A 25,234-nucleotide genomic window follows, 5' to 3' on the forward strand; every position below is an offset into this window, starting at 1 on the left:
TTTCAGTTTCAGTAAGGGTAGGCGTTGTGCGGAAAGCTTACACTTTCAGCGCATCGAGTAAATCGGTTTCCAGCAATATCTGGTTGCGGGCATTGTTGAGCGCGGGGCCGTCGACGAGGAAGACGTCTTCGACCCGCTCGCCCAGGGTCATGATCTTGGCCGTGTGCAAGTTGATGCGGTACTTGGTCAGCACGTTGGCGATCGCATACAGCAGGCCCGTGCGGTCGTTGGCCGCCACCGACAGCAAATAGTATTGGCCCTTCTCATCGGGCCGCAAATCCACGGTCGGCTGGAAGGGGAAGGTGCGCGACAGGCGCGACAGCCGTCCCTTGCCCGGCGGCGGCAGCGGCGTTTGCGACTGCAGCAGCTCGCCCAGCTCATGCTCGATCAGGCTGATGATGTCGCGGTAGCTCTTGGCGAAGTTCTGCTCGGTGACGAGGAAGGTGTCGAGCGCATAGCCGTTTTTCGTCGTGTGGATCTTCGCGTCGAGGATGCTGAAATTCTTGCGGTCGAAATAGCTGCAGATGCGCGCGAACAGGTCGGGCTGGTCGGGAATGTACACGGCCACCTGCAAGCCTTCGCCGATGGGCGCCAGCCGGCATTTTACCACCGGCAACTTGCTGTCGAGCTTGTCATACAGCGAGCGCGTCTGCCAGGCGATGTCGGACGCGTCGTGGCGCAGGAAATACGCCACGTCCAGCTGCTGCCACAGTTTCAGGTGCGCGTCCGGCGGCAAACCGTACAGGCGCAGGGTGGCCAGCGCTTCCTGCTGGCGGTTTTTCAGCTCGCGGTCGGCCGTGTGCGGCTCGCCGCCCAGCACGCGCAGGGTGATCTTGTACAGGTCTTCCAGCAGCTTGCCCTTCCAGGCATTCCACACTTTCGGGCTGGTGCCGCGGATGTCGGCCACCGTCAGCAGGTACAAGCCCGTCAGATGACGCTCGTCCTTGACCACTTTCGCAAAGGCGGCGATGACATCGGGATCGGACAAGTCCTGCTTTTGCGCCACTTGCGACATGGTCAAATGATTTTCTACAAGGAATGCCACGAGTTCCGTGTCTTCTTGCGACAGGCCGTGGTCCTGGCAGAACTGGGTGGCGTCGGCCACGCCCAGCTTCGAGTGGTCGCCGCCGCGGCCCTTGGCGATGTCGTGGAACAGGGCCGCCACGTACAGCAGCCACGACTGCGAGAAGTCGGCCATCAGCTGGCTGCAGAACGGGTATTCGTGTGCGTGTTCGCTCATGGTGAAGCGGCGCATGTTACGCACCACCATCAAGATGTGCTGGTCGACCGTGTACACGTGGAACAGGTCGTGCTGCATCTGGCCCACGATGCGGCGGAAATTCGGCAGGTAGCGCCCCAGGATGCTCATCTCGTTCATGCGCCGCAGCGCATGGATGATGCCGACAGGCGCCTGCATGATGCGCAGGAAGAGGGCGCGGTTGACGGGGTCCTGGCGGAAGGCGGCGTCGATCTTGAAGCGTGCATGCCACAGGGCTCGCGTGGCGCGCGAGGTCATGCCCTTCAGGGCCGGGCGCTCCGTCATCAGGACAAAAATTTCCAGCATGGCCGACGGATATTGTTCGAACGTGTCGTCGGCGCTGATGTCGATCAGGCTGTTGACCTCGTTGAAGCGCTCGTTGATGGGCACGGCCACGTCGTCTTGCGGGAACAGCCGTGCCTCGATGTTTTGCAGCAAAATCGTGTTGAGCTGGGTCACCGTCTTGGCGGCCCAGTAGTAGCGCTGCATCAAGAATTCGCTGGCGCGGCGCATGTGCGGCCCGCTGCCTGTCGCTTGCAGGCCCAGCGATTCGGCGATCGCCGTCTGCACGTCGAACACGAGGCGGTCTTCGCGCCGTCCCGCGTGCAGGTGGAGGCGCACGCGGATATCCTTGAAGGCGCGCTCCTTTTCCATCAGCTGGCGCGCTTCCGTCAGGGTGATCAGGCCGCTCGTGGCCAGGGTGCGCCACGAGTTCGCCAGGCCGGCCGCCTTGGCCACCCACAGGATGACCTGCAGGTCGCGCAGGCCGCCCGGGCTTTCCTTGCAATTCGGTTCCAGGCTGAAAGCCGTGTCTTCATATTTGGCATGACGCTGGCGCATTTCCGCTGTTTTTGCCTGAAAGAAGGCTTGCGGGTCCATGGCCGCGTCATAGCGTTGCTGCAATTGCGCGAACAGGTCCGCGTTGCCGCACACGAGGCGCGCTTCGAGCAAGCTCGTTTGGACGGTGATGTCGGCCTTCGATTCGACCATGCATTCATCGACCGTGCGGATGCTGTGGCCGATTTCCAGGCCCAGGTCCCACAGCAGTTGCACCAGTTCCTCAAGCTTTTCCTGCGTGGCGGCGTCCGGCGCCTGTTGCAGCAGGATCAGCAGATCGACGTCGGAATACGGAAACAGTTCGCCGCGGCCATAGCCGCCCACGCCCACCAGCGCCGTGCCGGGCGGCAAACCCGCTTCCTGCCAGGCACGCGCCAGTACGCCGTCGACGCTGTGGCGCAGGCTGCGCAGCAGTTTTTCAGGCTTGCCGTCGGCCTGGAAGGCCGCAATGACGACCTGGCGGTCGGCTTTCAGTTGCTGTTTCAGCTGTTCCCGAACTTGCTTTTTCATCTGGGCCCTGGGTGGCGGTGCGTGGGATGGAAGATCAGGCTTTGTTCAGGATCAAGGCGGGCGGTGGCGGCATGCCGGGCGAGACGGTCAGCACTTCATAGCCCGTTTCCGTCACCAGCACCGTGTGTTCCCATTGCGCCGACAGGCTGCGGTCCTTGGTTTTGATGGTCCAGCCATCGTTCATTTCGCGGATTTCGCGGCGGCCCGAGTTGATCATCGGTTCGACGGTGAAAATCATGCCCGCTTCCAGGCGCTCCAGGGTGCCTGGTTTGCCGTAGTGCAAGACCTGCGGTTCTTCATGGAAGACCTTGCCAATGCCGTGGCCGCAGAATTCGCGCACCACGCTGTAGCCGGCCTTCTCGGCGTGCTGCTGGATGGCGTGGCCGATATCGCCGAGGTGGGCGCCCGGTTTGATCTGGTCGATGCCCAGCCACATGCACTCGTAAGTGATTTCCGACAGGCGCTTGGCCAGGATGGTCGGCGTGCCGACGAGGAACATGCGGCTGTTGTCGCCGTGGTAGCCATCCTTGATGACGGTGATGTCGAGGTTGACGGAGTCGCCGCTTTTCAGGACCTTGTCGCCAGGAATGCCATGGCAGATGACGTCGTTGACCGAGGTGCAGATGGCTTTCGGGTAAGGCGTGTAGCCGGGCGGGCAGTAGTTCAGCGGGGCAGGGATGGTGCCTTGCACGTTGACCATGTATTCATGGCACAGGCGGTCCAGTTCGCCCGTCGTGACGCCGACCTTGACGAACGGGGTGATGTAGTCGAGCACTTCAGCGCCGAGCTTGCCGGCAACGCGCATGCCTTCGATGTCGGCGGCGGTATTGATACGGATGGTGGACATGGTGTAATTCGCAATCTGCAAGAATTCAGGTGAAAAGCACAGACGATCCCTGCTGTATGGGAAAAGTCTGCAAATATGTCGAAATTATAAACGAGGCGCCCTCAATCCGCCGCCTCCTTCCTAGGGCCGGAAGGGGATTTGTGGGGAGAAAGCGGATGAAAAGGCGGCGCGGCCACACCTTGCACCATGGTGGTGCGCCGGGTGTTTCCGCCGGGCGCGCGATTTGCGGTGCGGACTTGATGCGGCAGGCATTTCAGTGTAGAATCCCGGGTTGCTTGAATTCTCTTTTAAGCAATGCAGTAAAACAGTGTCTTTAATTTATATAAACACGCGAATCCGGTCGACAAGGGTGCCTGTATGGTGACTGATCGGATTCCAGACCCAACCCTGGAGTTAATAATGTCCGTAACAATGCGCGAAATGCTGGAAGCCGGTGTCCACTTTGGTCACCAAACCCGTTTTTGGAATCCAAAAATGGCACCGTTCATCTTCGGCCATCGCAACAAGATCCACATCATCAACCTGGAAAAAACCATGGCGATGTACCAGGACGCAATGAAGCACGTGCGTCAACTGGCTGCAAACCGTGGCACCATCCTGATGGTTGGCACCAAGCGTCAAGCTCGCGAAATCATCGCTGCTGAAGCACAACGCGCTGGCGTGCCTTTCGTTGATCAACGTTGGTTGGGCGGCATGCTGACCAACTTCAAAACGATCAAAACCTCGATCAAGCGTCTGAAAGACATGGAAGTGATGATCGAAGACGGTTCGATCGAGAAGCTGTCGAAAAAAGAAGCGCTGATGTTCTCCCGCGAAATGATCAAGCTGCAAAAATCGATCGGCGGCATCAAGGACATGGGCGGCATTCCTGACGCAATCTTCGTCGTCGACGTCGGCTACCACAAAGGTGCGATCACCGAAGCAGCTAAACTGGGTATCCCGGTCATCGGCGTTGTCGATACCAACCACTCCCCAGAAGGCGTGAACTTCGTGATCCCAGGTAACGATGACTCCTCGAAAGCCATCATGTTGTACGCTCGCGGTGTTGCTGATGCAATCATCGAAGGCCGTGCAGCTGCCGGTAACGAAGTTGTTGAAATGGTTAAAGCAGCCGCTGGCGACGAATTCGTCGAAGTTAACGAACAGGCTTAATGGCCAGGCTATCGCAAGATAGCCGTTTGTAAGCACAGCAGTAAGGGAAAAGGGGTGGCAGCAGCTCCCCCTTTTTTTTAACAAAAAAACGATAGTGACCGCTGGCGAGGCATGCATGCCCGGCCGCGACTATCGACTCACCGAATCAGGAGAAACACATGGCAGCGATTACAGCAGCGATGGTAGGCGAATTGCGCGGCAAAACCGACGCACCAATGATGGAATGCAAAAAAGCACTGACCGAAGCCGAAGGCGACATGGCTCGTGCGGAAGAGATCCTGCGCGTCAAACTGGGCGGCAAGGCATCGAAAGCATCGGCACGCATCACCGCTGAAGGCGTCGTGGCAACCTACATCGCCAACGGCGTAGGCGCCCTGGTCGAAGTGAACTCGGAAACCGACTTCGTTGCGAAAAACGACGATTTCCTGGCACTGGCCAACAACGCTGCCCGTCTGGTAGCGGAACACAACCCGGCTGACGTAGCTGCCCTGCTGGCCCTGCCACTCGACGGCAAGACCCTGGAAGACGTGCGCGCTGCCCTGATCGGCAAAATCGGCGAAAACATGACCATCCGCCGCTTCCAGCGTTTCGAAACCAGCGCCAAGCTGGCTTCGTACCTGCACGGTTCGCGCATTGGCGTGATCGTCGAATTCGACGGCGCCGATGAGCAAGTGGGCAAAGACGTGGCCATGCACATCGCTGCCATGAAGCCAGTGTCGCTGTCGTCGAACGAAGTTCCAGCGGAACTGATCGAAAAAGAGCGTTCGGTTGCACAACTGAAAGCCGAAGAAGACGCAGCCAAAGCGGCCGCCGAAGGCAAGCCAGCGCAATCGCCGGAAATCCTGGCCAAGCGCCTGGAAGGTTCCGTACAGAAGTTCCTGAAAGAAGTTTCCCTGCTGAACCAAGCTTTCGTGAAAAACGACAAGCTGTCGGTTGAGCAAATGCTGAAGGCGGCTAACACCAGCGTCAAAGGTTTCGCCATGTACGTAGTGGGCGAGGGCATCGAGAAGAAGCAAGACGACTTCGCAGCAGAAGTCGCAGCACAGATGGCTGCCTCCCAGGGAGCGTAAGTAAAGCGGGCCGAGAGGCCCGTTTTTTTGGCCCGCCCGCACCTGTCGTGCCGGGCGGCGGCATGGGCAGCTTCCTCCCGCCTATCCGGCGCTGCAAGGCGCTGCGCCATGTCATACTCGAATAACCTCATTTATGGAGCCCCAGCTCATGTCAAAACCAGCCTACAAGCGCGTCCTCCTCAAGTTGTCCGGCGAAGCCCTGATGGGCGATGATCCCTACGGCATCAACCGCGCCACGATCGAGCGCATGGTGGCCGATGTGGCCGAGGTGGCGAAGTTGGGTGTGGAACTGGCAATCGTGATTGGCGGCGGCAATATCTTCCGCGGCGTCGCGCCTGGCGCGCAAGGCATGGACCGTGCCACCGCCGACTACATGGGCATGCTTGCCACCGTGATGAATGCACTGGCCCTGGCCGATGCCATGCGCCACGTCGGCATTACCGCGCGCGTCATGTCGGCCATCGGCATCGAACAAGTGGTCGAGCCGTACGTCCGCCCGAAAGCCCTGCAATACCTGGAAGAAGGTAAAGTGGTCGTCTTCGCCGCCGGTACCGGCAATCCGTTCTTCACCACCGACACGGCAGCCGCCCTGCGCGGTTCCGAGATCAGCGCCGAGATCGTCCTGAAAGCCACCAAGGTCGACGGCGTCTACACGGCCGATCCGAAGAAGGATCCGAACGCCACCCTGTTCCACACGATTACGTTCGACGACGCCATCGCCAAGCACCTGCAAGTGATGGACGCCACCGCTTTCGCCCTGTGCCGCGACCAGAAACTGCCAATCAAAGTGTTTTCGATCACCAAGCCAGGCGCGCTGATGCGCGTCATTATGGGCGAGGATGAAGGCACGCTGGTTCACGTATAGAAATAAGGGGCACCGAGAAACCGTCCATGGCTGCGTTGCAGCGCCTCGCCGTACTATTCGTACTGCCTTCGGCGCTGCGCCTTGCCCTGAACGGTTTTCGGCACTCTTGACGGGCGCCAGCCGCTCGTTATATGGATGTAATTGCAAGATTAATTTATCACTAACAACGCCTGACAAAACCGTCGCGAGCGGAAGGGAGTTGTGGCAGAGAAGCGCAACCGTACGAAGGTACGGTGAGCATCGCAGGCCGCAAATACCGACGCGCAGCAGGTTTTGACAGGCGTCACTACAGGAGTACAGTAATGTCCTTAGCTGACGTTAAAAAGAATGCCCAGGAACGCATGACGAAATCGCTGGAAACACTGCGTGCCGACCTGGCCAAAGTGCGTACCGGCCGCGCCCATACGGGTATCCTGGACCACGTGATGGTCGACTACTACGGTTCGCCGACGGCGCTGACCCAGGTTGCCAACGTGACCCTGATCGACGCGCGCACCATCGGTGTGCAGCCGTATGAAAAGAAAATGGCCTCGACCATCGAAAAAGCCATCCGCGACGCCGACCTGGGCCTGAATCCATCGGCACAGGGCGACCTGATCCGCGTTCCGACGCCGCCGCTGACGGAAGAGCGCCGCAAGGAAATGGTCAAGCTGGTCAAGAGCGAAGCGGAAGACGCGAAGATTGCCGTGCGTAACATTCGCCGCGATGCGAACGAGTCGCTGAAGAAGCTGGTCAAGGAAAAAGCCTGCTCCGAGGACGATGAGCGCCGCTCGTCGGAAGAAGTGCAGAAGCTGACGGACAAGTTTATTGCCGACATCGACAAGATGGTTGTCGACAAAGAAAAAGAAGTGCTGACGGTCTAGTTTTCAGTCCTTTTGACGCTGCCCGGGAAAGCATGGCTTTTCCGGGCAGTGCTATTTGGAGCATAATAGTTATCTTTTATTTTTGGTATTCGTGTTTTCATGATCTATTCGAGTTCGACAACGGCAGTACCTGAGGTGGGCACGGTGCCGCGCCATGTGGCAATCATTATGGATGGCAATGGCCGCTGGGCAACCAAGCGCTTCCTGCCGCGCGTGGCTGGCCACGTCAAGGGCGCCGATACCGTGCGCCGTGTCGTCGAGACCTGCCTCGAACGCGGCGTCGAATACCTGACCCTGTTTGCCTTCAGCTCGGAAAACTGGCGCCGTCCGGAAGAAGAGGTGTCGATGCTGATGCGCCTGTTCGTCACCATGCTGGAACGCGAAGTGGTCAAGATGCATGCCAGCGACATCCGCCTGAAGGTGGTGGGCGACCTGTCGCGCTTCAATGGAGAGCTGCAAACCCTAATCGCCAATGCGGAGCGCAAGACGGCGAACAACACGCGCCTGACGGTGTCCATCTGCGCCAACTACGGCGGCCGCTGGGACATCATGCAGGCAGTCAATAAAATGACGGCCGAGGCTGGCGCCAATGGCCAGCCTGCCGGGCACGCTTACACGGAAGAGCAACTGGCGCCGCACCTGGCCATGGCCTACGCGCCCGAGCCCGACCTGTTCATCCGCACGGGCGGCGAACAGCGCATTTCCAATTTCCTCCTGTGGCAACTGGCGTACACTGAGTTGTTTTTCACCGAGACTTTCTGGCCCGACTTCAATGATGAGTGCCTCGACGCGGCAATCGCGTCTTACCAGCAGCGCGAACGGCGCTTTGGCCGTACCAGCGCGCAATTAACTGAAAAGACAAACTGATGCTGAAAACACGGATAATCACCGCCCTGGTCCTCCTGGCGGTCTTGCTGCCCGTTCTGTATCTGAATTATTTCCCCGCCTTCGCCGTGATCGCCACGGCGTTCTTCGGCGCCGCCGTCTGGGAAAGCTTCCGCATCTTCAAGAATCGCCAGGCGCTGCTGATCGCCGCCATCTGGACTGCCGCCTTCGCGTATACGTTCTTTGTCGGCAACGGCATGGCGCAGCTCAATTTCTGGTTCGCCCTGTGCGTGGCCATCTGGCTGATTCGCTTCGTGCCTTCGCTGGCGACGGGCTTGCCGCCGACCGAAGGCCTGGGCAATACCTTGCTCAGCCTCGTGTACCCGGTGACCATCGTTGGCTGCTTCGTTGCCATCATCGCCCTGTTCCTGCATAGCCCGTTGTACCTGCTGTCCGTCATGGCCCTCGTGTGGATCGCCGATATCGGCGCCTATTTCTCGGGCAAGGCGTTCGGCAAGCGCAAGCTGGCGCCAAGTATTTCCCCAGGTAAATCCTGGGAAGGCGCCATCGGCGGCGGTATCGCCGTGCTGCTCATCTCTGCCATCACGATTATCGCCGCGCCATCGCTGCCGGTCTTGCAAGATACCTTCGCCGTGCAGCTGCAATTGCGCCGCGGCTGGCTCGTGGCCTTGCTGGTGCTGTTGCTGATCGTCGCCGCCAGCATCGTCGGCGACCTGTTCGAATCCCAATTGAAGCGCCGCGCCGGCATCAAGGACAGCAGCAACCTGCTGCCTGGCCATGGCGGCGTACTTGACCGTATCGACGCGTTGATCCCGGTCCTGCCATTTGCCGCCCTCGTGGCCAGCTGGCTTTAAGGAAACTCATGCAATACATCACCATCCTTGGCGCGACCGGCTCGATCGGCGTGTCCACCCTGGACGTGCTCGCGCGTCATCCAGAGCAATACAGCGTATATGCGCTGAGCGCGCACAGCCGCGTGGCCGAACTGGCCGCCCAGTGCCTGCAATTTCGTCCCCAGCGCGCCGTCGTCGGCACGGCGGACGCGGCCCTTGAACTGACGCGCTTGCTGCGCGGGCAGGGCGTGTCTACGGAAGTCGAGTACGGTGTGGAAGCCCTGTGCGCCATCGCCAGCGCGCCGCAGGTGACGGGCGTGATGGCGGCCATCGTCGGCGCGGCCGGCCTGGCGCCGACCCTGGCGGCAGCGCGTGCTGGCAAGAAAGTATTGCTGGCCAATAAAGAAGCGCTGGTCATGTCCGGCCAGCTGTTCATCGATGCCGTGCATGACAACGGCGCGGTGCTGCTGCCGATCGACAGCGAACACAACGCCATCTTCCAATGCATGCCGCACGCGCATGGCCGCGCACCAGGCGCTGCGGGCGTGGCGAAAATCGTGCTGACGGCATCCGGCGGTCCCTTCCTCACGCGCGACGTCGAGACGCTCGACACGGTCACGCCGGACCAGGCGTGCAAGCATCCGACCTGGGCCATGGGGCGCAAGATTTCCGTCGATTCGGCCACCATGATGAACAAGGGCCTGGAAGTGATCGAGGCACACTGGCTGTTCGGCGCGCCGGCCGACCAGATCGAAGTGCTGATCCACCCGCAAAGCGTGATCCATTCGATGGTGTCCTACATCGACGGTTCCGTGCTGGCCCAGCTGGGCAATCCGGACATGCGCACGCCGATCGCCCATGCGCTGGCGTATCCGCAGCGCATCGCTTCCGGCGTGGCGCAGCTGGACCTGGCCCAAGTGGCCACTCTGCAGTTCGAACGTCCCGATTTCCGCCGTTTCCCCTGCCTGGCACTGGCGTTTGACGCCCTGCGCGCGGGCGGCACGGCGCCGGCCCTGCTCAACGCGGCCAATGAAGTGGCCGTGCAAGCGTTTCTTGACGAACGGATCGGCTTCCGCCAGATCGACCGGGTCATCGCGCACGTGATCGAGACGGTGCCGCACGGCGCCGCTTCCAGCATCGAAGCCGTGATGGAGCAGGACCGCCTGGCCCGAGCGGCCGCGCAAGCGTACATTGCCCAAAGGCTGGCTGCATGACGCTCATCACCACCTTGCTGGCTTTTATCGTCGCGCTCGGTTCACTGATTACCTTGCACGAGCTGGGCCACTACCTGGTGGCGCGCTGGTGCGGCGTGAAGGTGCTGCGTTTCTCGATCGGCATGGGAAAAGTGGTGTATTCGCGCAAGTTTGGCAAGGACCAGACGGAATGGGCGATTTCCGCATTGCCGCTGGGCGGCTATGTGAGCATGCTCGACAGCCGCGCGCAAGACCTCAGCGACTTGCCGGAAAGCGAATTGCGCCGCGAGTTCACGCGCCAGAGCGTGTGGCGCCGCATCGCCATCGTGGCCGCCGGTCCGCTGGCCAATTTCCTCGTCGCCATCGTGCTGTACGCAGGCCTGTTCATGTATGGCATCGAAGAACCGTCGAGTAAACTCGGTCCCGTGGCCGAACAAACGCCGGCATACGCGGCCGGCCTGCGCAGCGGCGATACCGTTGAAGCCGTCAATGGCAAGGCCGTGGCCAGCTGGTCCGAGCTGCGCTGGGAACTGATCCAGGCCACCCTCGACAAGCAGCCGGCGCGCATCGAAGTGCGCCGTCCCGACCGTGGCCAGCAGGAAGCGACGTTGCCGACGGCCAGCCTGACGGAGACGGACCTGGAAGGCGACGTGCTGGGCAAGCTGGGTCTGACCCTGGCCCGTTCCGCGCCCACGCTGATGGAAATCATGCCCGATGGCGCCGCCGCGCGTGCCGGCCTGCAGAAAAACGACCAGATTCTCGCCATCGACGACCAGCCCGTGCACGACGTGGCGGCCGTCATTGCCACCCTGAGCCAGGCGCCGGGCAAGACCTTGCAATTGCAGCTCTTGCGCCAGGGGCAGGACCTCACCCTGCCCATTACGCCGGACGCCATGCCGGGCGCCGGGGCGGAGGGAGCTGTAACAGTTGGTAAGATACAAGCAAAGCTGGGACAGGTGCCGGATATGATCACCGTGGCATCGGGACCGTTTTCTGCCGTGGGCAAGGCGTCCGCCAAGGTCTGGGATACCAGTGTCATGAGCCTGAAAATGCTGGGCAAGATGATCACCGGCCAGGTGTCGCTGAAGAATGTGACGGGGCCCATTACCATCGCCGATTACGCGGGCCAGACGGCACGCATCGGCCTGGTAAGCTATCTGAGCTTCATCGCCTTCATCAGTATCAGTCTGGGCGTGATGAATTTGCTACCCATTCCTGTTCTGGATGGCGGGCATTTGCTGTATTATTCGCTGGAAGTTTTGACCGGACGCCCCTTGCCGGAGCGCGTAGGCGAGATTGCCCAGCGCCTGGGGATCGGTTTGTTGCTGACCTTGATGGTGCTTGCCGTCTTTAATGACGTGTTGCGATTGCTGAATTAGGGCGGTGGTTGATGCCATTGCGTGAGTCGCACAAGCAATCTTTTGTGTATGTTGTCCATTGATTTACCCATTGAATAACCCCAATGAAATTACATTCTGCTCGTTTTGCCTTGCCTTCCTTTCGCCGCACCCTGATCGGCGCCGCCGTCATGGCCTTCTGTTCCGGCCATGCGCTGGCCGTCCAGCCATTTACTGTCAAGGACATCCGGGTCGAAGGGATCCAGCGTACTGAAGCGGGCACCGTGTTTGCCTACCTGCCGGTGCGGGTCGGCGAAACGTTCTCCGACGAGAAGAGCGTTGCCGCCATCAAGGCCCTGTATGCGACGGGCATGTTCAAGGATGTGCGCCTGGAAGCCGATGGCGACGTGCTGGTGGTGTTGGTCGAGGAACGCCCGGCCATCGCTTCCGTGGCATTTACCGGGACCAAGGAATTTGAAAAGGACGTGCTGGTCAAGGCGCTGAAGGAAATCGGCGTCGGTGAAGCCAAGATTTTCGACAAGGCGTCCGTCGACCGCGCGGAACAGGAACTCAAGCGCCAGTACCTGTCGCATGGCTTGTACGGCGTGAAGATCACCACCACCGTCACGCCGATCGAGCGTAACCGCGTCAACGTGGTGTTCGCCGTCGACGAGGGCGACGTGGCCCGCATCAAGCAGATCAACATCGTCGGCAACAAGGCTTTCACGGACAAGGAACTGCGCGAGCAGCTGGCCCTGAACACGGGCGGCTGGTTCAGCTGGTACACCAAGGCCGATCAATATTCGAAGACCAAGCTGACGGGCGACATCGAGTCGCTCAAGTCCTACTACCTGGACCGCGGCTATATCGAGATGCAGGTCGATTCGACGCAAGTGTCGATCACGCCCGATAAAAAAGATATCTACCTGACGATCAACATCACCGAAGGTGAGAAGTACAAGATCGCCGGCACCAAGTTCGAAGGCGAGATGTTCGGCCGTGAAGAAGAACTGAAAGCGCTGAACTTGATGCGCGAAGGCGAAATCTACTCGGGCGCACGCCTGACGGCCACGAACAAACGTATCCAGGACCGCCTGGCCACGTTCGGCTATGCGTTTGCCAACGTCAACGCCAATCCCGAAATCAACCGCGAAAAGCATGAAGTCGGCTTCACCTTCTTCATCGATCCGGGCAAGCGCGTCTACGTGCGCCACATGAATATCGCCGGCAACACCACCACGCGCGATGAAGTCATCCGCCGCGAATTCCGCCAGTTCGAATCGTCCTGGTACGACAGCAACAAGATCAAGCTGTCGCGCGACCGTGTCGACCGTCTCGGCTACTTCAAGGACGTGACCATCGACACGCCGGAAGCGCAGGGCACGACCGACCAGGTCGACGTCAACGTGACGGTGGTGGAAAAACCAACCGGCAACTTCCTGATCGGCGGCGCCTTCTCGCAATCGGAAAAATTCACGCTGTCGGCATCGATTTCGCAGGCCAACTTCGCCGGTAGCGGCAACACGGTCGGCATCGAACTCAATACGAGCCATTACAGCCGCACGATCGCGTTTTCGCAAACCAATCCGTACTACACGGACGATGGCATTTCGCGCAGCTTTGAAGTCTACCTGCGTACGACGGAACCGCCGGCGCTGAACATCGGCAGCTACAAGATCAAGCAGACCGGTGGCCGCGTCAGTTTCGGCGTGCCGTTCTCGGAAGTTGACACCGTCTTCTTCGGTATCGGCGCCGAGCGTTCGCGCATCGAAACCGACGTCACCAGCCCGATCCGCTTCAAGCAGTACGTGGTCGACAATGGCGGCCCGTCCGACGGTATCGGTTCGGCCACGACGAATTCCATCCCGCTGACGGCGGCATGGCAGCGCGACAGCCGCGACAGCGCACTGACGCCATCGATCGGCCGCTACCAGCGCGTCAACCTGGAGGCTGACCTGATCGGCGACCAGAAATACTTCCGTGCCATTTATGAGCACCAGTATTTCCGTCCGCTGTTCAGCAAGGTCACCCTGGCGTTGAAGGGCGAGCTCGATTACGGCCACGGCATCGGCAATCACGTCTATCCGGTCTTCAAGAACTTCTACGGCGGCGGTATCGGTTCGGTGCGCGGCTACCTGAGTTCCTCGCTGGGCGCGGTCGAACCGAGCACCAACGATGCACTGGGCGGCGCTTCGCGCCTGATCGCGAACGCGGAACTGCAGATGCCATTCCCCGGTTCGGGCAATGACCGCAGCTTGCGCTGGTTTGGTTTCCTTGACGGCGGCCAGGTCTACCAGGAAGGCGAAAAAATGCGTCTGTCGCAATTGCGCTATTCTGCTGGCTTGGGCATCAGCTGGATTTCGCCGGTGGGCCCGCTCAAGCTGAGCTACGCCAAGCCGCTGAACGCCAAGCCGACGGACCGCCTGGAGCGCTTCCAGTTCCAGATGGGCACCGGTTTCTGACCGGGCCATCTGAACGGGGGCGACAGCTTTTACTTTTTGACCATGGAGTATCATGAACACCGCATCCGCTACCCTGCCCAAGACCCTTGCCGTGATCGCATTGTGCTGGAGTTCGCTGTTGCCGGTGCAGGCGCAGGCTCAGGAGTCGAAGATCGCCTGGATCAGCAGCGAACGTATTTATAACGAGTCGAGGCTGGCCAAGCTGGCCAGCGCCAAGTTGGCCGAAGAGTTCCGCTCGCGCGAAAAAGCCGTGCAGGAACTGGCGGCCCGCTTCAAGGTGGCCAACGAAGCCCTGGAAAAGGACATGCCGACCCTGAGCGAGGCGGAGCGCGCCAAGCGCCAGCGCGAGTTTTTCGAGCTGGACAAGGAATTGCAGCGCCGCCAGCGCGAGTTCCGCGAAGACCTGAACCAGCGCACGAACGAAGAGCGCAGCGCCATCGCGGAAAAAGCCAACACCATCATCCAGCAGATGGCGCATATCGAAGGATATGACATCGTGCTGCAGGAAGCCCTGTGGGCCAGCCCGCGCATCGACATCACCGACAAGGTCTTGAAGGCGCTGGACAAGTAATCGAAACGGTTTCAAGCCTGGCAGTGCCGTAGCGAGCGGATGTGAGTTGTGGTTGAGAAGCGGAACTGTGCTGGAGCACAGTGAGCATCGGAGACCGCAAATCGCGCCGCGCAGTAGGCATAGTCAGGCGTTTTTATAAGGGTATATCGATGGGCACTCGACTAGGTGAATTGGTCGAACGCTTCGGCGGACAGTTGGCGGGCGATCCCAACCTGGAAGTTTCAGGGATCGCGCCGCTGGCTGACGCTGGCGCTTCGCACATCAGCTTTCTCAGCAATAGCAAATTCCGCGCACAGGCGGCCCAGAGCGGCGCCTCCGCGCTGATACTCACGCCGGCTGACGACGCGCTGATCGGCGGCGACTACGCCGGCGCGCGCATCGTCACACCGAATCCCTATGTGTATTTCGCGCGCGCTGCGCAGTATTTCGCCGCCCTGGCCGAGATCAAGGCGCCCGTGGGTATCCATGCCAGCGCCATCGTCGATGCCAGTGCGCAGGTCGACGCCACTGCCTCGGTCGGACCGCGCGCCGTGATCGAAGCGGGCGCCGTGATCGGCGCCGGCTGCGTCATCGGCGCCGGCTGCGTGATCGGCCGCGACGCCGTCATCGGCGCCGGCACCCAGCTGTTCGCCAACGTGACCTTCCACGCGCGCTGCGTGATCGGCCAGCGCGGCATCATCCATTCGGGCGCCGTGATCGGCACCGACGGATTCGGCTTCGCCAACGAAGGCGGCGTGTATATCAAGATTCCGCAGACGGGCAGGGTGGTGATCGGTGACGATGTCGATATCGGCGCCAACACCACCATCGACCGTGGCGCACTGGCCGACACCATCATCGAAGATGGCGTCAAGCTCGATAACCAGATCCAGATCGGCCACAACTGCCATATCGGCGCGCACACGGCCATGGCCGGCTGCGTCGGCGTGGCTGGCAGCGCCATCATCGGCAAGTACTGCACCTTTGGCGGCGCCGCCATGGTGCTGGGCCACCTGACCATCGCCGACCGCGTCCACGTGGGCTCGGGCAGCATGGTTTCGCGGTCGATCGCGGAGCCGGGCCAGTACACGGGTTTTTATCCGCTGGCGAAGAACGCCGACTGGGAAAAGAGCGCCGCCATCGTGCGCAACCTGTCAAGCATGCGCGAGAAAATCCGCGCGCTTGAAAAAACAATTAAAACACTGACCACGCAAGACGAAAAATGACTACTGAAAAAAAGACCCTCGACATCCTCGCCATCAAATCGCTGCTGCCGCACCGCTACCCGCTGCTGCTGGTCGACCGCGTGCTGGACTGGGAAGCGGACAAGACCATCACCGCCATCAAGAACGTGACGGTCAACGAAGAGTTCTTCCAGGGCCATTTCCCGCACAAGCCGGTCATGCCTGGCGTGCTGATGATCGAAGCGCTGGCGCAGACGGCGGCCCTGCTGTCGTTCCTGTCGATGGGCGTGAAACCGGACGAAAATTCGGTCGTGTACTTCGTCGGCATCGACAATGCGCGCTTCAAGCGTCCTGTCGAACCGGGCGACCAGCTGAAGATGGATGTGGAAATCCTGCGCGTCTCGCGCGGCATCTGGAAATACAAGGCCGTCGGTACGGTCGACGGCAAGCTGGCGGTGGAAGCGGAACTGATGTGCACCATCCGCAGCGCGCAAGATGCGAGCCAGTCTGCGAGCCAGCCAGCGGGACAGTAACATGGCGGCCATCCACTCCACGGCAGTCATCGATCCGAAGGCCGAGCTCGACAGCTCGGTCGAGGTGGGTCCGTACACCATCATCGGTCCGCACGTGCGCATCGGCGCTGGCACCAGGGTTGGCCCGCACGTGGTCATCGACGGCCACACGACGATAGGCTCCGACAACCACCTGTTCCAGTTTTCCTCCATCGGCGCGCAGCCACAGGATAAAAAATGGGCGGGCGAGGCGACGCGCCTGGAAATCGGCGACCGCAACACGATCCGCGAATTCTGCACCTTCAACACGGGTACCGTGCAAGGCGGCGGTGTGACGCGCCTGGGCAATGACAACTGGATCTCGGCGTATGTGCACCTGGCGCACGACTGCCTGGTGGGCAACAACACGATTTTTTCGAACAACGCGCAGCTGGCGGGCCACGTGGAAATCGGCGACTGGGTCATCATGAGCGGCTTCGCCAATGTGCACCAGTTCTGCAAGATCGGCGCGCACGCCTTTGTCGGCATGAGTACCAGCCTGACGCAGGACGTGCCACCATTCGTCCTGTTGAACGGCAATCCGGCGCAGGCGCATGGCGTCAATATCGAAGGCTTGAAACGCCGCGGCTTTACGCGCGAGCAGATCAACGGTATCCGCACCGCGTATAAACTCATCTACCGCTCGGGACTGACCCTGGAAGAATCCAAGGCAGCCCTGTTCGAAGAAGAAGCGGTAGCGTCGCCCGAGGTGGCGGAACATATTCGCGCCATGCGCGAATTCCTTGGCGTGGCGTCGCGTGGCATCGTCCGCTGACCATGCCAGCGACCTGTCGGTCGCCATCGTCGCCGGCGAGGTGTCGGGTGACCTGCTGGCCAGCCGGCTGCTGTCGGGCCTCGTGCCGCAGCTGCCCGGCGCGCGCTTCCACGGCATCGGCGGCGAGCACATGGCCAAGCAGGGTTTTGTTTCCGACTGGCCGCTCGACAAATTGACCGTGCGCGGCCTGTTCGAGATCATCCCTCGCTACCGCGAAATCAAGGGCATCCAGAACGCGCTGCGCGACCAGCTGCTGGCCGAGCGTCCCGCCGTCTTCATCGGCGCCGACTATCCGGGTTTTAACCTGGGACTGGAACAGCAGCTCAAGGAAGGCGGCATCCCCACCGTGCATTACATCGGGCCGCAGATCTGGGCCTGGCGCGGTGGCCGCATCAAAAAAATCATCAAGGCCGTCTCGCACATGTTGGTGATCTTCCCATTCGAGGAAGAGATCTACCGCAGGGCGGGCGTGCCCGTCACCTATGTCGGTCATCCGCTGGCCGAGATGATTCCGTTGCAGCCCGATGAAGCGGCCGCGCGGCGTGTCCTGGGTTTGCCCGAAGACGCGAATGTCGTGACCTTGATGCCGGGCAGCCGCATGGGCGAACTCAAATACAATACCGTGGCCTTTGTCGGCGCCTGCAAGCTGCTGCTGGCGCGCGACCGCTCCTTGCGTTTCGTCGCGCCCATGGCCGGCGAAAAGCAGCGCCAGTACTTCCTGCAATTGATAGCGGAAGCGGGCTTGCAGGACGTCGAGATTTTGCTCACGGACGGCGGCTCGCACACGGCCATCTGCGCCGCCGATGCGGTGCTGGTGGCATCCGGTACGGCGTCGCTGGAAGTGGCGCTGTACAAGAAGCCCATGGTCATCGCCTACAAGATGATGCGCGCCTCGTGGGAAATCATGCGCCACATGGGCTACCAGCCGTGGATCGGTTTGCCGAACATCCTGGCGCGCGATTACCTGGTGCCCGAGCTGCTGCAAAACGCGGCCAGCCCCGAAGCGCTGGCCGAGGCCATGTGGCAGCAGCTGAGCGACGTGCCGGGCCGTTTGCGCCTGGTACAGCGCTTCACGGACATGCACCACAGCCTGCTGCGCGACAGCGCGCAGGAAAGCGCGAATGCCGTCATGCAGGTCATTGCCGCCAACCACAAGTGAGCACCGTTTCAATCGCAGTTCCTACCAAAGATTCAACGTGAAAAATATCTATCCCGGCCTGTTTGACGACTTGCCATTCTCGCTCGATGAAATCATCTGCGGCGTCGACGAGGCAGGCCGCGGTCCGCTGGCCGGCCCCGTGTTCGCCGCCGCCGTGATCCTCGACCCGAACCAGCCCATCGACGGCTTGCGCGATTCGAAAAAACTCAGCGAAGCAAAACGCGACTTGCTGGCGCCGCAGATCAAGGCCAAGGCCCTGGCCTGGGCCATCGCCGAAGCGTCGGAAGAAGAGATCGACCGCCTGAACATCCTGCAGGCGTCGATGCTGGCCATGCGCCGCGCCGTCGAGGCCCTGGCCACCGTGCCGACCCTGGCCTTGATCGACGGCAACCGCTGTCCCGTGATGCCGATACGCGGCATGGCCATCGTCGGTGGCGACGACAAGGTCGATTCGATTTCCGCCGCTTCGATCCTGGCCAAGACGGCGCGCGACGCGGCCCTCGTACACCTGCATGCGGCCTATCCCGAATACTGCTTCGACCAGCACAAGGGTTATGGCACCAAATTGCACCTGGAGCGATTGCACCTGCACGGCGCCTCGCCCGTGCACCGCCGCTCGTTCGCGCCCGTGCGCAACGTGATCGCGCTGTTTGGCGGACAGGAGGTGGCGGCATGAAGACGATCACTTCGCGCGACAATGCGCAATACAAGGATTTGCTGAAGCTGGCGGGCAGTTCGCAGGCGCGCCGCAAGTCGGGCCGCACCTTGCTCGACGGCGTGCACCTGTGCCAGTCGTACCTGCAGCTGCGCGGCATGCCGGAGCAGTGCATTGTCAGCGAAAGCGCCTTGCGGAATCCGGAAGTGGCGGAGATCGTCGGCCAGCTGGAAAGCCAGCGAGCGCATGTATTGGGCTTGCCCGACGCGCTGTACAACGCCGTGAGCCAGGTCGAACACGGCGTGGGCGTGATGTTCCTCATCGAGACGCCGGAACGGGCCGTCACGCAACCACTGAGCGTGTCGGCCGTGCTGCTCGATAACCTGCAAGATCCGGGCAACGTGGGGTCGATTTTGCGCAGCGCGGCCGCCGCCGGCATCACGCAGGTCTACTGCAGCGCCGGCACGGCCTTTTGCTGGTCGCCGAAGGTGCTGCGCGCGGCCATGGGTGCGCACTTCGTGCTCGACATCTTTGAAAACGTCGACCTGGCCGCGCTCGTTGCGGGCGCCAAGGTGGCGACCCTGGCCACCAGCGGCTACGCCACGAAGCAGCTGTACGACGTCGACCTGCGCCAGCCCGTCGCGTGGCTGTTCGGCCATGAAGGGCAGGGCGTGGCCGACGACCTGCTGGCTATGGCGACGCACCAGGTGGTCATTCCCCACCTGGGCCAGATCGAATCGCTGAACGTGGCCGCCTGCGCCGCCGTCTGCTTCTTCGAGCAGCTGCGCCAGGGCCAGTCCTGAACAGGGTAGCCATGTCTTTTCCTCTGCTTGCCGATGGTGCCGTACGTGACGAGGCCTGGTGGCGCCAGGTGGCCGCGTTGTATCCCGCGCCGCCGGACGCCATCGTCAATCTCGAACATGGTTATTTCGGCGCCATGGCCGCGCCCGTGCAAGCGGCGTTCGAGCAGGCCGTGCGCTACACCAACGAGCAACTGAGCCCTTTCGTGCGCGGCGAGTTCACGCGCACGCACGTGGATATCCTGCGCCAGCGCGTCGCCGCGCTGATCGGCGCGCAGCCGCACGAGATCCTGCTGACCCGCAGCGGCACCGAATCGATGCAGGTGCTGATCACGCAATACCATGGTCTGGCGCCAGGTGATACGGTGCTGTGGAGTAATCTCGATTATCCGGCCATGCGCACGGCCATGCGCTGGCTGGCGCAGCGCCGTGGCGTCACCAGCACGCAAGTCACATTGAGCCTGCCCATCAGCGATGACGAGATCATCGCCCGTTACGCGCAAGCCATGCGCCAGGCCGTCAATCCAAAATTGCTGCTGCTGTCGCAGGTGACGCCGGCCAACGGCCAGCAACTGCCGCTCAAGGACATCATGGCGCTGGCGCGCGAGCACGGCATCGACGTGCTGCTCGACAGCGCCCATGCGCTGGGACAGGTCGACGTGGACGTGCAGGCCATGGGCGTCGATTTCGCCGGTTTCAATCTGCACAAATGGCTGGGGGCGCCGGCGGGACTCGGTGTCGTGTATATCCGCGCATCGCAGCTGCACAAGATCGAGCCGCATTGTGGCGACGACGATTATCCGCTGGACGATATCCGCAGCCGCCTGCACATGGGCATGCCGCCGATCGGCGCCATCCTGGCCGCGCCTGCCGCGTTGGATTTCCATGCGCGCCTGGGCGGCACGCCGGCCAAGAACGAACGCCTGGCCTGGCTGCGCAATTACTGGGTCAGCCGCGCCGCGCAACTGCCGGGCGTGCGCATGTTGTCGCCGCTCGATGCGAGGCGTGGTACGGCGCTGGTCGCCTTTGCAGTCGATGGCATGAGCGCGCGCGATCTGCAGCAAGCCTTGCTGCAGCGTTTCGGCGTCTTTACCGTGCAGCGCAATATCGGCGATACCGATGTTGTGCGCGCCACGGTCGCCATCACGACCACCACCGGTGAACTCGATCAGCTGGTGGCCGCGCTGACGGTGCTGTCCAGCGAGGCGACCACCTGACAAAACCGACGCGCGGCAGGTCTGGTCAGGTGTTTTTCTCAGTATTCGCGGCGGTTCGGCTTAATCTCTTGCAAGATGGTCGTGGAGATCTCTTCGATCGACTTGGTGGTCGACGACAGCCAGCGTATTCCCTCGCGTTTCATCATTTTTTCCGCCTCGTTGACCTCGTAACGGCAATTTTCAATGGCCGCATACTTGCTGCCAGCGCGTCTTTCGTTGCGTATTTCCGACAAACGTTCGGGCGTAATGCTCAATCCGAAAATTTTATTCTTAAATTCCAGCAAGGCCGATGGCAGCTTGTCGCGCTCGAAATCGTCGGGAATCAGCGGATAATTGGCCGCCTTGATGCCATATTGCATGGCCAGATACAGGCTGGTCGGGGTCTTGCCAGAGCGCGAAACACCCACCAGAATGACATCGGCCGATGACAGGTTCTTGTGCGACTGGCCGTCGTCGTGCGCCAGCGAATAGTTGATCGCCTCGATGCGGTTCTTGTACTCCTCGCTGTCGACGATGTTGTGCGAGCGGCCGATGGTATGGGTCGACATGACGCCCAATTCCTGCTCCAGCGGGGCGACAAAGGTCTGGATCAGGTCCATGTGCATGCCGCTGGACTTGCGGATCACGGCCGACAGGTCGTTCTTCACCAGGGTGGAGAAAATGATCGGACGCTGGCCGTCGCTGGCAAACGCCTCGTTGATCTTGCGCGCCGCCTCATGGGCCTTGTCCATGGTGTCGATGAAGGGCAGGCGGATCTGGCGGAAGCGCAGATCGAACTGCGTCAGCACCGAGTGGCCGAACGTCTCGGCGGTGATGCCGGTGCCGTCGGAAACGAAGAAGACGGTGCGGGCCGCGGAGGGCAGAGGAGGGCGTGGTTCTTGTGTCATGGGTTTTCGGATCAAGATTGTGCGTCGTCAATTTGCGCCGCACAAGGTAAAATGGCTGCAACGGTATGATTGTGCTGCACGACGCCAAGAATAACAAGAAGACTGTCTGTGCGCCGCGCGTAAAGATTTCTATCATCAGTAAGGGTGTCATTATGACCAACGCAGTATCGCAACAGCAGGAAGACAAGGACGCGGTGTATGTTGCCTCGTTCGAGCATTTGCGCATGACGGATGTCGAATCCGTCGGCGGCAAGAACGCCTCCCTGGGCGAAATGATCAGCCAGCTGGCGGAAGCCGGCGTGCGCGTGCCCGGTGGCTTTGCCACCACGGCGCAGGCATTCCGCGATTTCCTGTCGTATAGCGCCAATGGCGGCTTGCCGCTGGCCGAACGCATCGCCCAGCGCCTCGAAGGGCTGAACATCGATGACGTGCGCTCGCTGGCGCAAGCCGGTGCCGAGATCCGTCAATGGATCGTGGAAACGCCATTCCAGCCACGCCTGGCCGCCGAAATCGACCAGTTCTACGCCAAGCTGGTGGCCGATTCCGACACGGAAATGTCGTTTGCCGTGCGCTCCTCCGCCACGGCGGAAGACTTGCCGGACGCGTCTTTTGCTGGTCAGCAAGAAACCTTCCTGAACGTGGTCGGCATCGACAACGTGCTCGAGGCCATGAAACAGGTGTTCGCGTCGCTGTACAACGACCGCGCCATCTCGTACCGCGTACATAAAGGCTTTACGCACGCTGAAGTGGCCTTGTCGGCCGGCGTGCAGCGCATGGTGCGTTCCGACCTGGGCGCGGCCGGCGTGATGTTCACCATCGACACGGAATCGGGCTTCAAGGACGTGGTCTTCGTCACCTCCAGCTATGGCCTCGGTGAAACCGTGGTGCAGGGCGCCGTCAACCCAGACGAATTCTATGTGCACAAGCCGATGCTGGAAAAAGGCAAGTCGCCTGTGATCCGCCGCAATATCGGCTCGAAGCTGCTGAAGATGGAATTCACGAACGAAGCGAAAGCTGGCCGTTCCGTGAAAACCGTCGACGTGCCCGTCGAAATGCGCAACCGCTACTCGCTGAACGACAGCGAAGTGGTGGAGCTGGCCAAATACGCCGTCATCATTGAAAACCACTACGGCCGTCCGATGGACATCGAGTGGGGCAAGGATGGCCGCGACGGCAAGCTGTACATCCTGCAGGCGCGTCCTGAAACCGTCAAGTCGCAGCAAAAGGCGACCGACGTGCAGGAGCGCTTCAAGCTGAAAAGCACGGGCACCGTGCTGACGTCCGGCCGCGCCATCGGCCAGAAGATCGGCGCCGGCCCTGTGCGCGTGATTCACGACCCGGCCGACATGGAGCGTGTGCAGCCAGGCGACGTGCTCGTTGCCGACATGACGGACCCGAACTGGGAACCGGTCATGAAGCGCGCATCGGCCATCGTCACCAACCGTGGTGGCCGTACTTGCCACGCTGCAATTATTGCCCGTGAACTCGGCGTGCCGGCCGTCGTCGGCTGCGGCGACGCGACCGACGTGCTGAAAGACGGCACGTTCGTCACCGTCGTGTGCTCCGAAGGCGACGAAGGCAAGATCTACGATGGCTTGCTGGAAACGGAAGTGTCGGAAGTATCGCGCGGCGAATTGCCGAAGCTCGACACCAAGATCATGCTCAACGTGGGCAATCCGCAGCTGGCGTTCGACTTCCAGTCCGTGCCGAATGCGGGCGTGGGCCTGGCGCGCCTGGAATTCATCATCAATAACAATATTGGTGTGCATCCGCGCGCGATCCTCGAGTACCCGAACATCGACGCCGACCTGAAAAAGGCCGTGGAATCGGTGGCGCGCGGCCACGCTTCGCCGAAGGCGTTCTACATCGACAAGCTGGCCGAAGGCATCGCCACCATCGCCGCCGCGTTCTGGCCGAAAAAAGTCATCGTGCGCCTGTCCGACTTCAAGTCGAACGAGTACAAGAAGCTGATCGGCGGTTCGCGCTACGAGCCGGACGAGGAAAACCCGATGCTGGGCTTCCGCGGCGCGGCGCGCTACCTGTCGGCCGACTTCTCCGAAGCGTTCAACATGGAATGCGAAGCGATGAAGCGCGTGCGTAACGACATGGGCCTGACGAACGTGGAAATCATGGTGCCATTCGTGCGTACCCTGGGCCAAGCCGAGAAAGTCATCGACCTGCTGGCAAAGAATGGCCTGAAGCGCGGCGAGAACGACTTGCGCGTCATCATGATGTGCGAAGTACCGTCGAACGCCATCCTGGCCGACCAGTTCCTCGACCATTTCGACGGCTTCTCGATCGGTTCGAACGACCTGACCCAGCTGACCCTGGGCCTGGACCGCGATTCCGGCATGGAATTGCTGGCCGCCGACTTCGACGAGCGCGATCCTGCCGTGAAAGCCCTGCTGGCCCTGGCCATCAAGGCTTGCCTGGCACGCGGCAAGTACATCGGCATTTGCGGCCAGGGTCCTTCGGACCACCCTGACTTCGCCGTCTGGCTGATGGAGCAGGGCATCGAATCGATGTCCCTGAATCCCGACTCGGTGATCGATACCTGGCAAAAGCTCGCTGCGCTGAAAGCGTAAGCATCTTTATCGCCGTCTGAAAACCCGCTGCCGCTCACCCGGCAGCGGGTTTTTTTATGCCCGCCATGCGGCGCACGGCAGTATCCGATGGGCTTGCGCCAGATCAGCTAAAATGATTCCACCAATACATTGAAACAGGAGTTCACATGGCAAGCAAGAAACCAAGCAAAGTTGCAAAGATCGACATCGGCATTTCCGAGGCGGACCGCGCGAAGATTGCGGAAGGCCTGTCCGGCCTGCTAGCCGACAGCTACACCTTGTACCTGATGACCCATAATTTTCACTGGAACGTCAAGGGACCGATGTTCAACACCCTGCACCTGATGTTCATGACGCAATACACGGAGCAGTGGGCCGCGCTGGACCTGATCGCCGAGCGCATCCGTGCCCTCGGCTACCCGGCGCCGGGCACCTACAAGGAATTCGTCAAGCTGGCCTCGATCAAGGAAATCGACGGCGTGCCGCCGGCGCTGGACATGGTCAGCCATCTGGTGGCGGCACAGGAAGCGACCGCGCGTACGGCGCGCCGCCTGTTCCCGCTGCTGGAAAAAGCCAATGACCAGCCGACGGCCGACCTGATCACGCAGCGCCTGGATCTGCATGAAAAGACCGCGTGGATGCTGCGCAGCCTGCTGGAAGAGTAATTGCCGGGCTGGTGGCGCTAATTCGCCCCTAGCTATTGACGCCATCCGGAATTGCGTTAGACTGCTTGTATATAGGTGTTTGGCAAGAATAATATCAGGCAGCACAGCGCATTAAACCCCGTCGCTTATATAGGCCGCGGGGTTTTTTATTTTC

The 25,234-nt window shown here is 61.1% G+C and carries 22 protein-coding genes; 19 read left to right on the forward strand and 3 right to left on the reverse strand.

Going from position 1 to position 25,234, the window contains the following annotated elements:
* Positions 1 to 37: 37 nt before the first annotated feature.
* Together JAB6_RS18350 and map are read right to left on the reverse strand one after the other, a co-directional pair.
* On the reverse strand, positions 38 to 2,605 hold the full coding sequence (locus JAB6_RS18350; protein WP_034752262.1) for a [protein-PII] uridylyltransferase: 2,568 nt from the start codon (positions 2,603 to 2,605) through the stop codon (positions 38 to 40).
* A gap of 34 nt (positions 2,606 to 2,639) precedes the next feature.
* Positions 2,640 to 3,452, reverse strand: a complete 813-nt coding sequence (map, locus tag JAB6_RS18355) for a type I methionyl aminopeptidase (RefSeq protein ID WP_035826955.1) — start codon at positions 3,450 to 3,452, stop codon at positions 2,640 to 2,642.
* 399 nt (positions 3,453 to 3,851) lie between these two features.
* Between map and rpsB the strand changes: the two genes are divergently transcribed.
* From rpsB to JAB6_RS18440, 17 genes are all read left to right on the forward strand, one after another.
* The gene (rpsB, locus tag JAB6_RS18360; protein ID WP_010397614.1) at positions 3,852 to 4,604 is read left to right on the forward strand and encodes a 30S ribosomal protein S2; all 753 of its coding nucleotides are present in this window, start codon (positions 3,852 to 3,854) and stop codon (positions 4,602 to 4,604) included.
* 158 nt (positions 4,605 to 4,762) lie between these two features.
* Positions 4,763 to 5,674 (forward strand): translation elongation factor Ts, encoded by a 912-nt coding sequence (tsf, locus tag JAB6_RS18365; RefSeq protein ID WP_034752260.1) that lies wholly within the window; start codon positions 4,763 to 4,765, stop codon positions 5,672 to 5,674.
* 148 nt (positions 5,675 to 5,822) lie between these two features.
* On the forward strand, positions 5,823 to 6,539 hold the full coding sequence (gene pyrH, locus JAB6_RS18370; protein ID WP_034752258.1) for a UMP kinase: 717 nt from the start codon (positions 5,823 to 5,825) through the stop codon (positions 6,537 to 6,539).
* Between the two features lie 302 nt (positions 6,540 to 6,841).
* Positions 6,842 to 7,402: a ribosome recycling factor gene (gene frr / locus JAB6_RS18375; RefSeq protein ID WP_034752256.1), complete on the forward strand. Its 561-nt coding sequence runs from the start codon at positions 6,842 to 6,844 to the stop codon at positions 7,400 to 7,402.
* Between the two features lie 99 nt (positions 7,403 to 7,501).
* On the forward strand, positions 7,502 to 8,269 hold the full coding sequence (uppS, locus tag JAB6_RS18380) for a polyprenyl diphosphate synthase (protein WP_034752255.1): 768 nt from the start codon (positions 7,502 to 7,504) through the stop codon (positions 8,267 to 8,269).
* A complete protein-coding gene (locus tag JAB6_RS18385; RefSeq protein ID WP_070304011.1) occupies positions 8,269 to 9,102 on the forward strand; it encodes a phosphatidate cytidylyltransferase in 834 nt (277 codons plus the stop codon). The genes uppS and JAB6_RS18385 overlap by 1 nt, the downstream gene beginning before the upstream one ends.
* 8 nt (positions 9,103 to 9,110) lie before the next feature.
* Entirely contained in the window at positions 9,111 to 10,295 is a 1,185-nt protein-coding gene (gene ispC / locus JAB6_RS18390) for a 1-deoxy-D-xylulose-5-phosphate reductoisomerase (protein ID WP_070304012.1), read from the forward strand.
* The gene (gene rseP / locus JAB6_RS18395) at positions 10,292 to 11,653 is read left to right on the forward strand and encodes an RIP metalloprotease RseP (RefSeq protein ID WP_070304013.1); all 1,362 of its coding nucleotides are present in this window, start codon (positions 10,292 to 10,294) and stop codon (positions 11,651 to 11,653) included. The genes ispC and rseP overlap by 4 nt, the downstream gene beginning before the upstream one ends.
* A gap of 83 nt (positions 11,654 to 11,736) precedes the next feature.
* On the forward strand, positions 11,737 to 14,073 hold the full coding sequence (bamA, locus tag JAB6_RS18400) for an outer membrane protein assembly factor BamA (RefSeq protein ID WP_034752241.1): 2,337 nt from the start codon (positions 11,737 to 11,739) through the stop codon (positions 14,071 to 14,073).
* Positions 14,074 to 14,125: 52 nt separating this feature from the next.
* Entirely contained in the window at positions 14,126 to 14,644 is a 519-nt protein-coding gene (locus tag JAB6_RS18405; protein ID WP_051991282.1) for an OmpH family outer membrane protein, read from the forward strand.
* Between the two features lie 149 nt (positions 14,645 to 14,793).
* Positions 14,794 to 15,849 (forward strand): UDP-3-O-(3-hydroxymyristoyl)glucosamine N-acyltransferase, encoded by a 1,056-nt coding sequence (lpxD, locus tag JAB6_RS18410; protein WP_070304014.1) that lies wholly within the window; start codon positions 14,794 to 14,796, stop codon positions 15,847 to 15,849.
* Positions 15,846 to 16,340, forward strand: coding sequence for a 3-hydroxyacyl-ACP dehydratase FabZ (fabZ, locus tag JAB6_RS18415; protein ID WP_034752234.1), 495 nt, complete (start codon positions 15,846 to 15,848; stop codon positions 16,338 to 16,340). Before lpxD ends, fabZ begins: the two co-directional genes overlap by 4 nt.
* Before the next feature lies 1 nt (position 16,341).
* Positions 16,342 to 17,133, forward strand: a complete 792-nt coding sequence (lpxA, locus tag JAB6_RS18420; protein ID WP_070304015.1) for an acyl-ACP--UDP-N-acetylglucosamine O-acyltransferase — start codon at positions 16,342 to 16,344, stop codon at positions 17,131 to 17,133.
* On the forward strand, positions 17,117 to 18,292 hold the full coding sequence (gene lpxB, locus JAB6_RS18425) for a lipid-A-disaccharide synthase (protein WP_070304016.1): 1,176 nt from the start codon (positions 17,117 to 17,119) through the stop codon (positions 18,290 to 18,292). The genes lpxA and lpxB overlap by 17 nt, the downstream gene beginning before the upstream one ends.
* A 37-nt stretch (positions 18,293 to 18,329) precedes the next feature.
* A complete protein-coding gene (rnhB, locus tag JAB6_RS18430) occupies positions 18,330 to 18,968 on the forward strand; it encodes a ribonuclease HII (RefSeq protein WP_070304017.1) in 639 nt (212 codons plus the stop codon).
* Positions 18,965 to 19,750 carry an RNA methyltransferase gene (locus JAB6_RS18435; RefSeq protein WP_070304018.1) on the forward strand — a complete coding sequence of 262 codons (786 nt, stop codon included), beginning with the start codon at positions 18,965 to 18,967 and terminating at the stop codon, positions 19,748 to 19,750. Before rnhB ends, JAB6_RS18435 begins: the two co-directional genes overlap by 4 nt.
* 11 nt (positions 19,751 to 19,761) lie before the next feature.
* Entirely contained in the window at positions 19,762 to 20,964 is a 1,203-nt protein-coding gene (locus tag JAB6_RS18440) for an aminotransferase class V-fold PLP-dependent enzyme (RefSeq protein WP_070304019.1), read from the forward strand.
* Between the two features lie 38 nt (positions 20,965 to 21,002).
* Here the strand turns inward: JAB6_RS18440 and JAB6_RS18445 are convergent, their stop codons facing one another.
* Positions 21,003 to 21,851 carry a pyruvate, water dikinase regulatory protein gene (locus JAB6_RS18445; RefSeq protein ID WP_034752226.1) on the reverse strand — a complete coding sequence of 283 codons (849 nt, stop codon included), beginning with the start codon at positions 21,849 to 21,851 and terminating at the stop codon, positions 21,003 to 21,005.
* Between the two features lie 152 nt (positions 21,852 to 22,003).
* Here JAB6_RS18445 and ppsA point away from each other — a divergent pair, with 152 nt between their 5' ends.
* Complete coding sequence (gene ppsA / locus JAB6_RS18450; protein WP_034752367.1) at positions 22,004 to 24,436, forward strand: phosphoenolpyruvate synthase; 2,433 nt, start codon at positions 22,004 to 22,006, stop codon at positions 24,434 to 24,436.
* 146 nt (positions 24,437 to 24,582) lie between these two features.
* A complete protein-coding gene (locus JAB6_RS18455) occupies positions 24,583 to 25,080 on the forward strand; it encodes a Dps family protein (protein ID WP_070304020.1) in 498 nt (165 codons plus the stop codon).
* Positions 25,081 to 25,234 lie beyond the last annotated feature (154 nt).

It is taken from the genome of Janthinobacterium sp. HH104 (assembly GCF_001758715.1).
In the GTDB taxonomy this organism is placed as follows: domain Bacteria; phylum Pseudomonadota; class Gammaproteobacteria; order Burkholderiales; family Burkholderiaceae_D; genus Janthinobacterium; species Janthinobacterium aestuarii.

Excerpts from the sequence above, each read along its gene's own strand:
- JAB6_RS18350 (WP_034752262.1), bottom strand. The coding sequence starts at position 2,605 with ATGAAAAAGCAAGTTCGGGAACAGCTGAAACAGCAACTGAAAGCCGAC.
- map (WP_035826955.1), bottom strand. The coding sequence starts at position 3,452 with ATGTCCACCATCCGTATCAATACCGCCGCCGACATCGAAGGCATGCGC.
- rpsB (WP_010397614.1), top strand. The coding sequence starts at position 3,852 with ATGTCCGTAACAATGCGCGAAATGCTGGAAGCCGGTGTCCACTTTGGT.
- tsf (WP_034752260.1), top strand. The coding sequence starts at position 4,763 with ATGGCAGCGATTACAGCAGCGATGGTAGGCGAATTGCGCGGCAAAACC.
- pyrH (WP_034752258.1), top strand. The coding sequence starts at position 5,823 with ATGTCAAAACCAGCCTACAAGCGCGTCCTCCTCAAGTTGTCCGGCGAA.
- frr (WP_034752256.1), top strand. The coding sequence starts at position 6,842 with ATGTCCTTAGCTGACGTTAAAAAGAATGCCCAGGAACGCATGACGAAA.
- uppS (WP_034752255.1), top strand. The coding sequence starts at position 7,502 with ATGATCTATTCGAGTTCGACAACGGCAGTACCTGAGGTGGGCACGGTG.
- JAB6_RS18385 (WP_070304011.1), top strand. The coding sequence starts at position 8,269 with ATGCTGAAAACACGGATAATCACCGCCCTGGTCCTCCTGGCGGTCTTG.
- ispC (WP_070304012.1), top strand. The coding sequence starts at position 9,111 with ATGCAATACATCACCATCCTTGGCGCGACCGGCTCGATCGGCGTGTCC.
- rseP (WP_070304013.1), top strand. The coding sequence starts at position 10,292 with ATGACGCTCATCACCACCTTGCTGGCTTTTATCGTCGCGCTCGGTTCA.
- bamA (WP_034752241.1), top strand. The coding sequence starts at position 11,737 with ATGAAATTACATTCTGCTCGTTTTGCCTTGCCTTCCTTTCGCCGCACC.
- JAB6_RS18405 (WP_051991282.1), top strand. The coding sequence starts at position 14,126 with ATGAACACCGCATCCGCTACCCTGCCCAAGACCCTTGCCGTGATCGCA.
- lpxD (WP_070304014.1), top strand. The coding sequence starts at position 14,794 with ATGGGCACTCGACTAGGTGAATTGGTCGAACGCTTCGGCGGACAGTTG.
- fabZ (WP_034752234.1), top strand. The coding sequence starts at position 15,846 with ATGACTACTGAAAAAAAGACCCTCGACATCCTCGCCATCAAATCGCTG.
- lpxA (WP_070304015.1), top strand. The coding sequence starts at position 16,342 with ATGGCGGCCATCCACTCCACGGCAGTCATCGATCCGAAGGCCGAGCTC.
- JAB6_RS18435 (WP_070304018.1), top strand. The coding sequence starts at position 18,965 with ATGAAGACGATCACTTCGCGCGACAATGCGCAATACAAGGATTTGCTG.
- JAB6_RS18440 (WP_070304019.1), top strand. The coding sequence starts at position 19,762 with ATGTCTTTTCCTCTGCTTGCCGATGGTGCCGTACGTGACGAGGCCTGG.
- JAB6_RS18445 (WP_034752226.1), bottom strand. The coding sequence starts at position 21,851 with ATGACACAAGAACCACGCCCTCCTCTGCCCTCCGCGGCCCGCACCGTC.
- ppsA (WP_034752367.1), top strand. The coding sequence starts at position 22,004 with ATGACCAACGCAGTATCGCAACAGCAGGAAGACAAGGACGCGGTGTAT.
- JAB6_RS18455 (WP_070304020.1), top strand. The coding sequence starts at position 24,583 with ATGGCAAGCAAGAAACCAAGCAAAGTTGCAAAGATCGACATCGGCATT.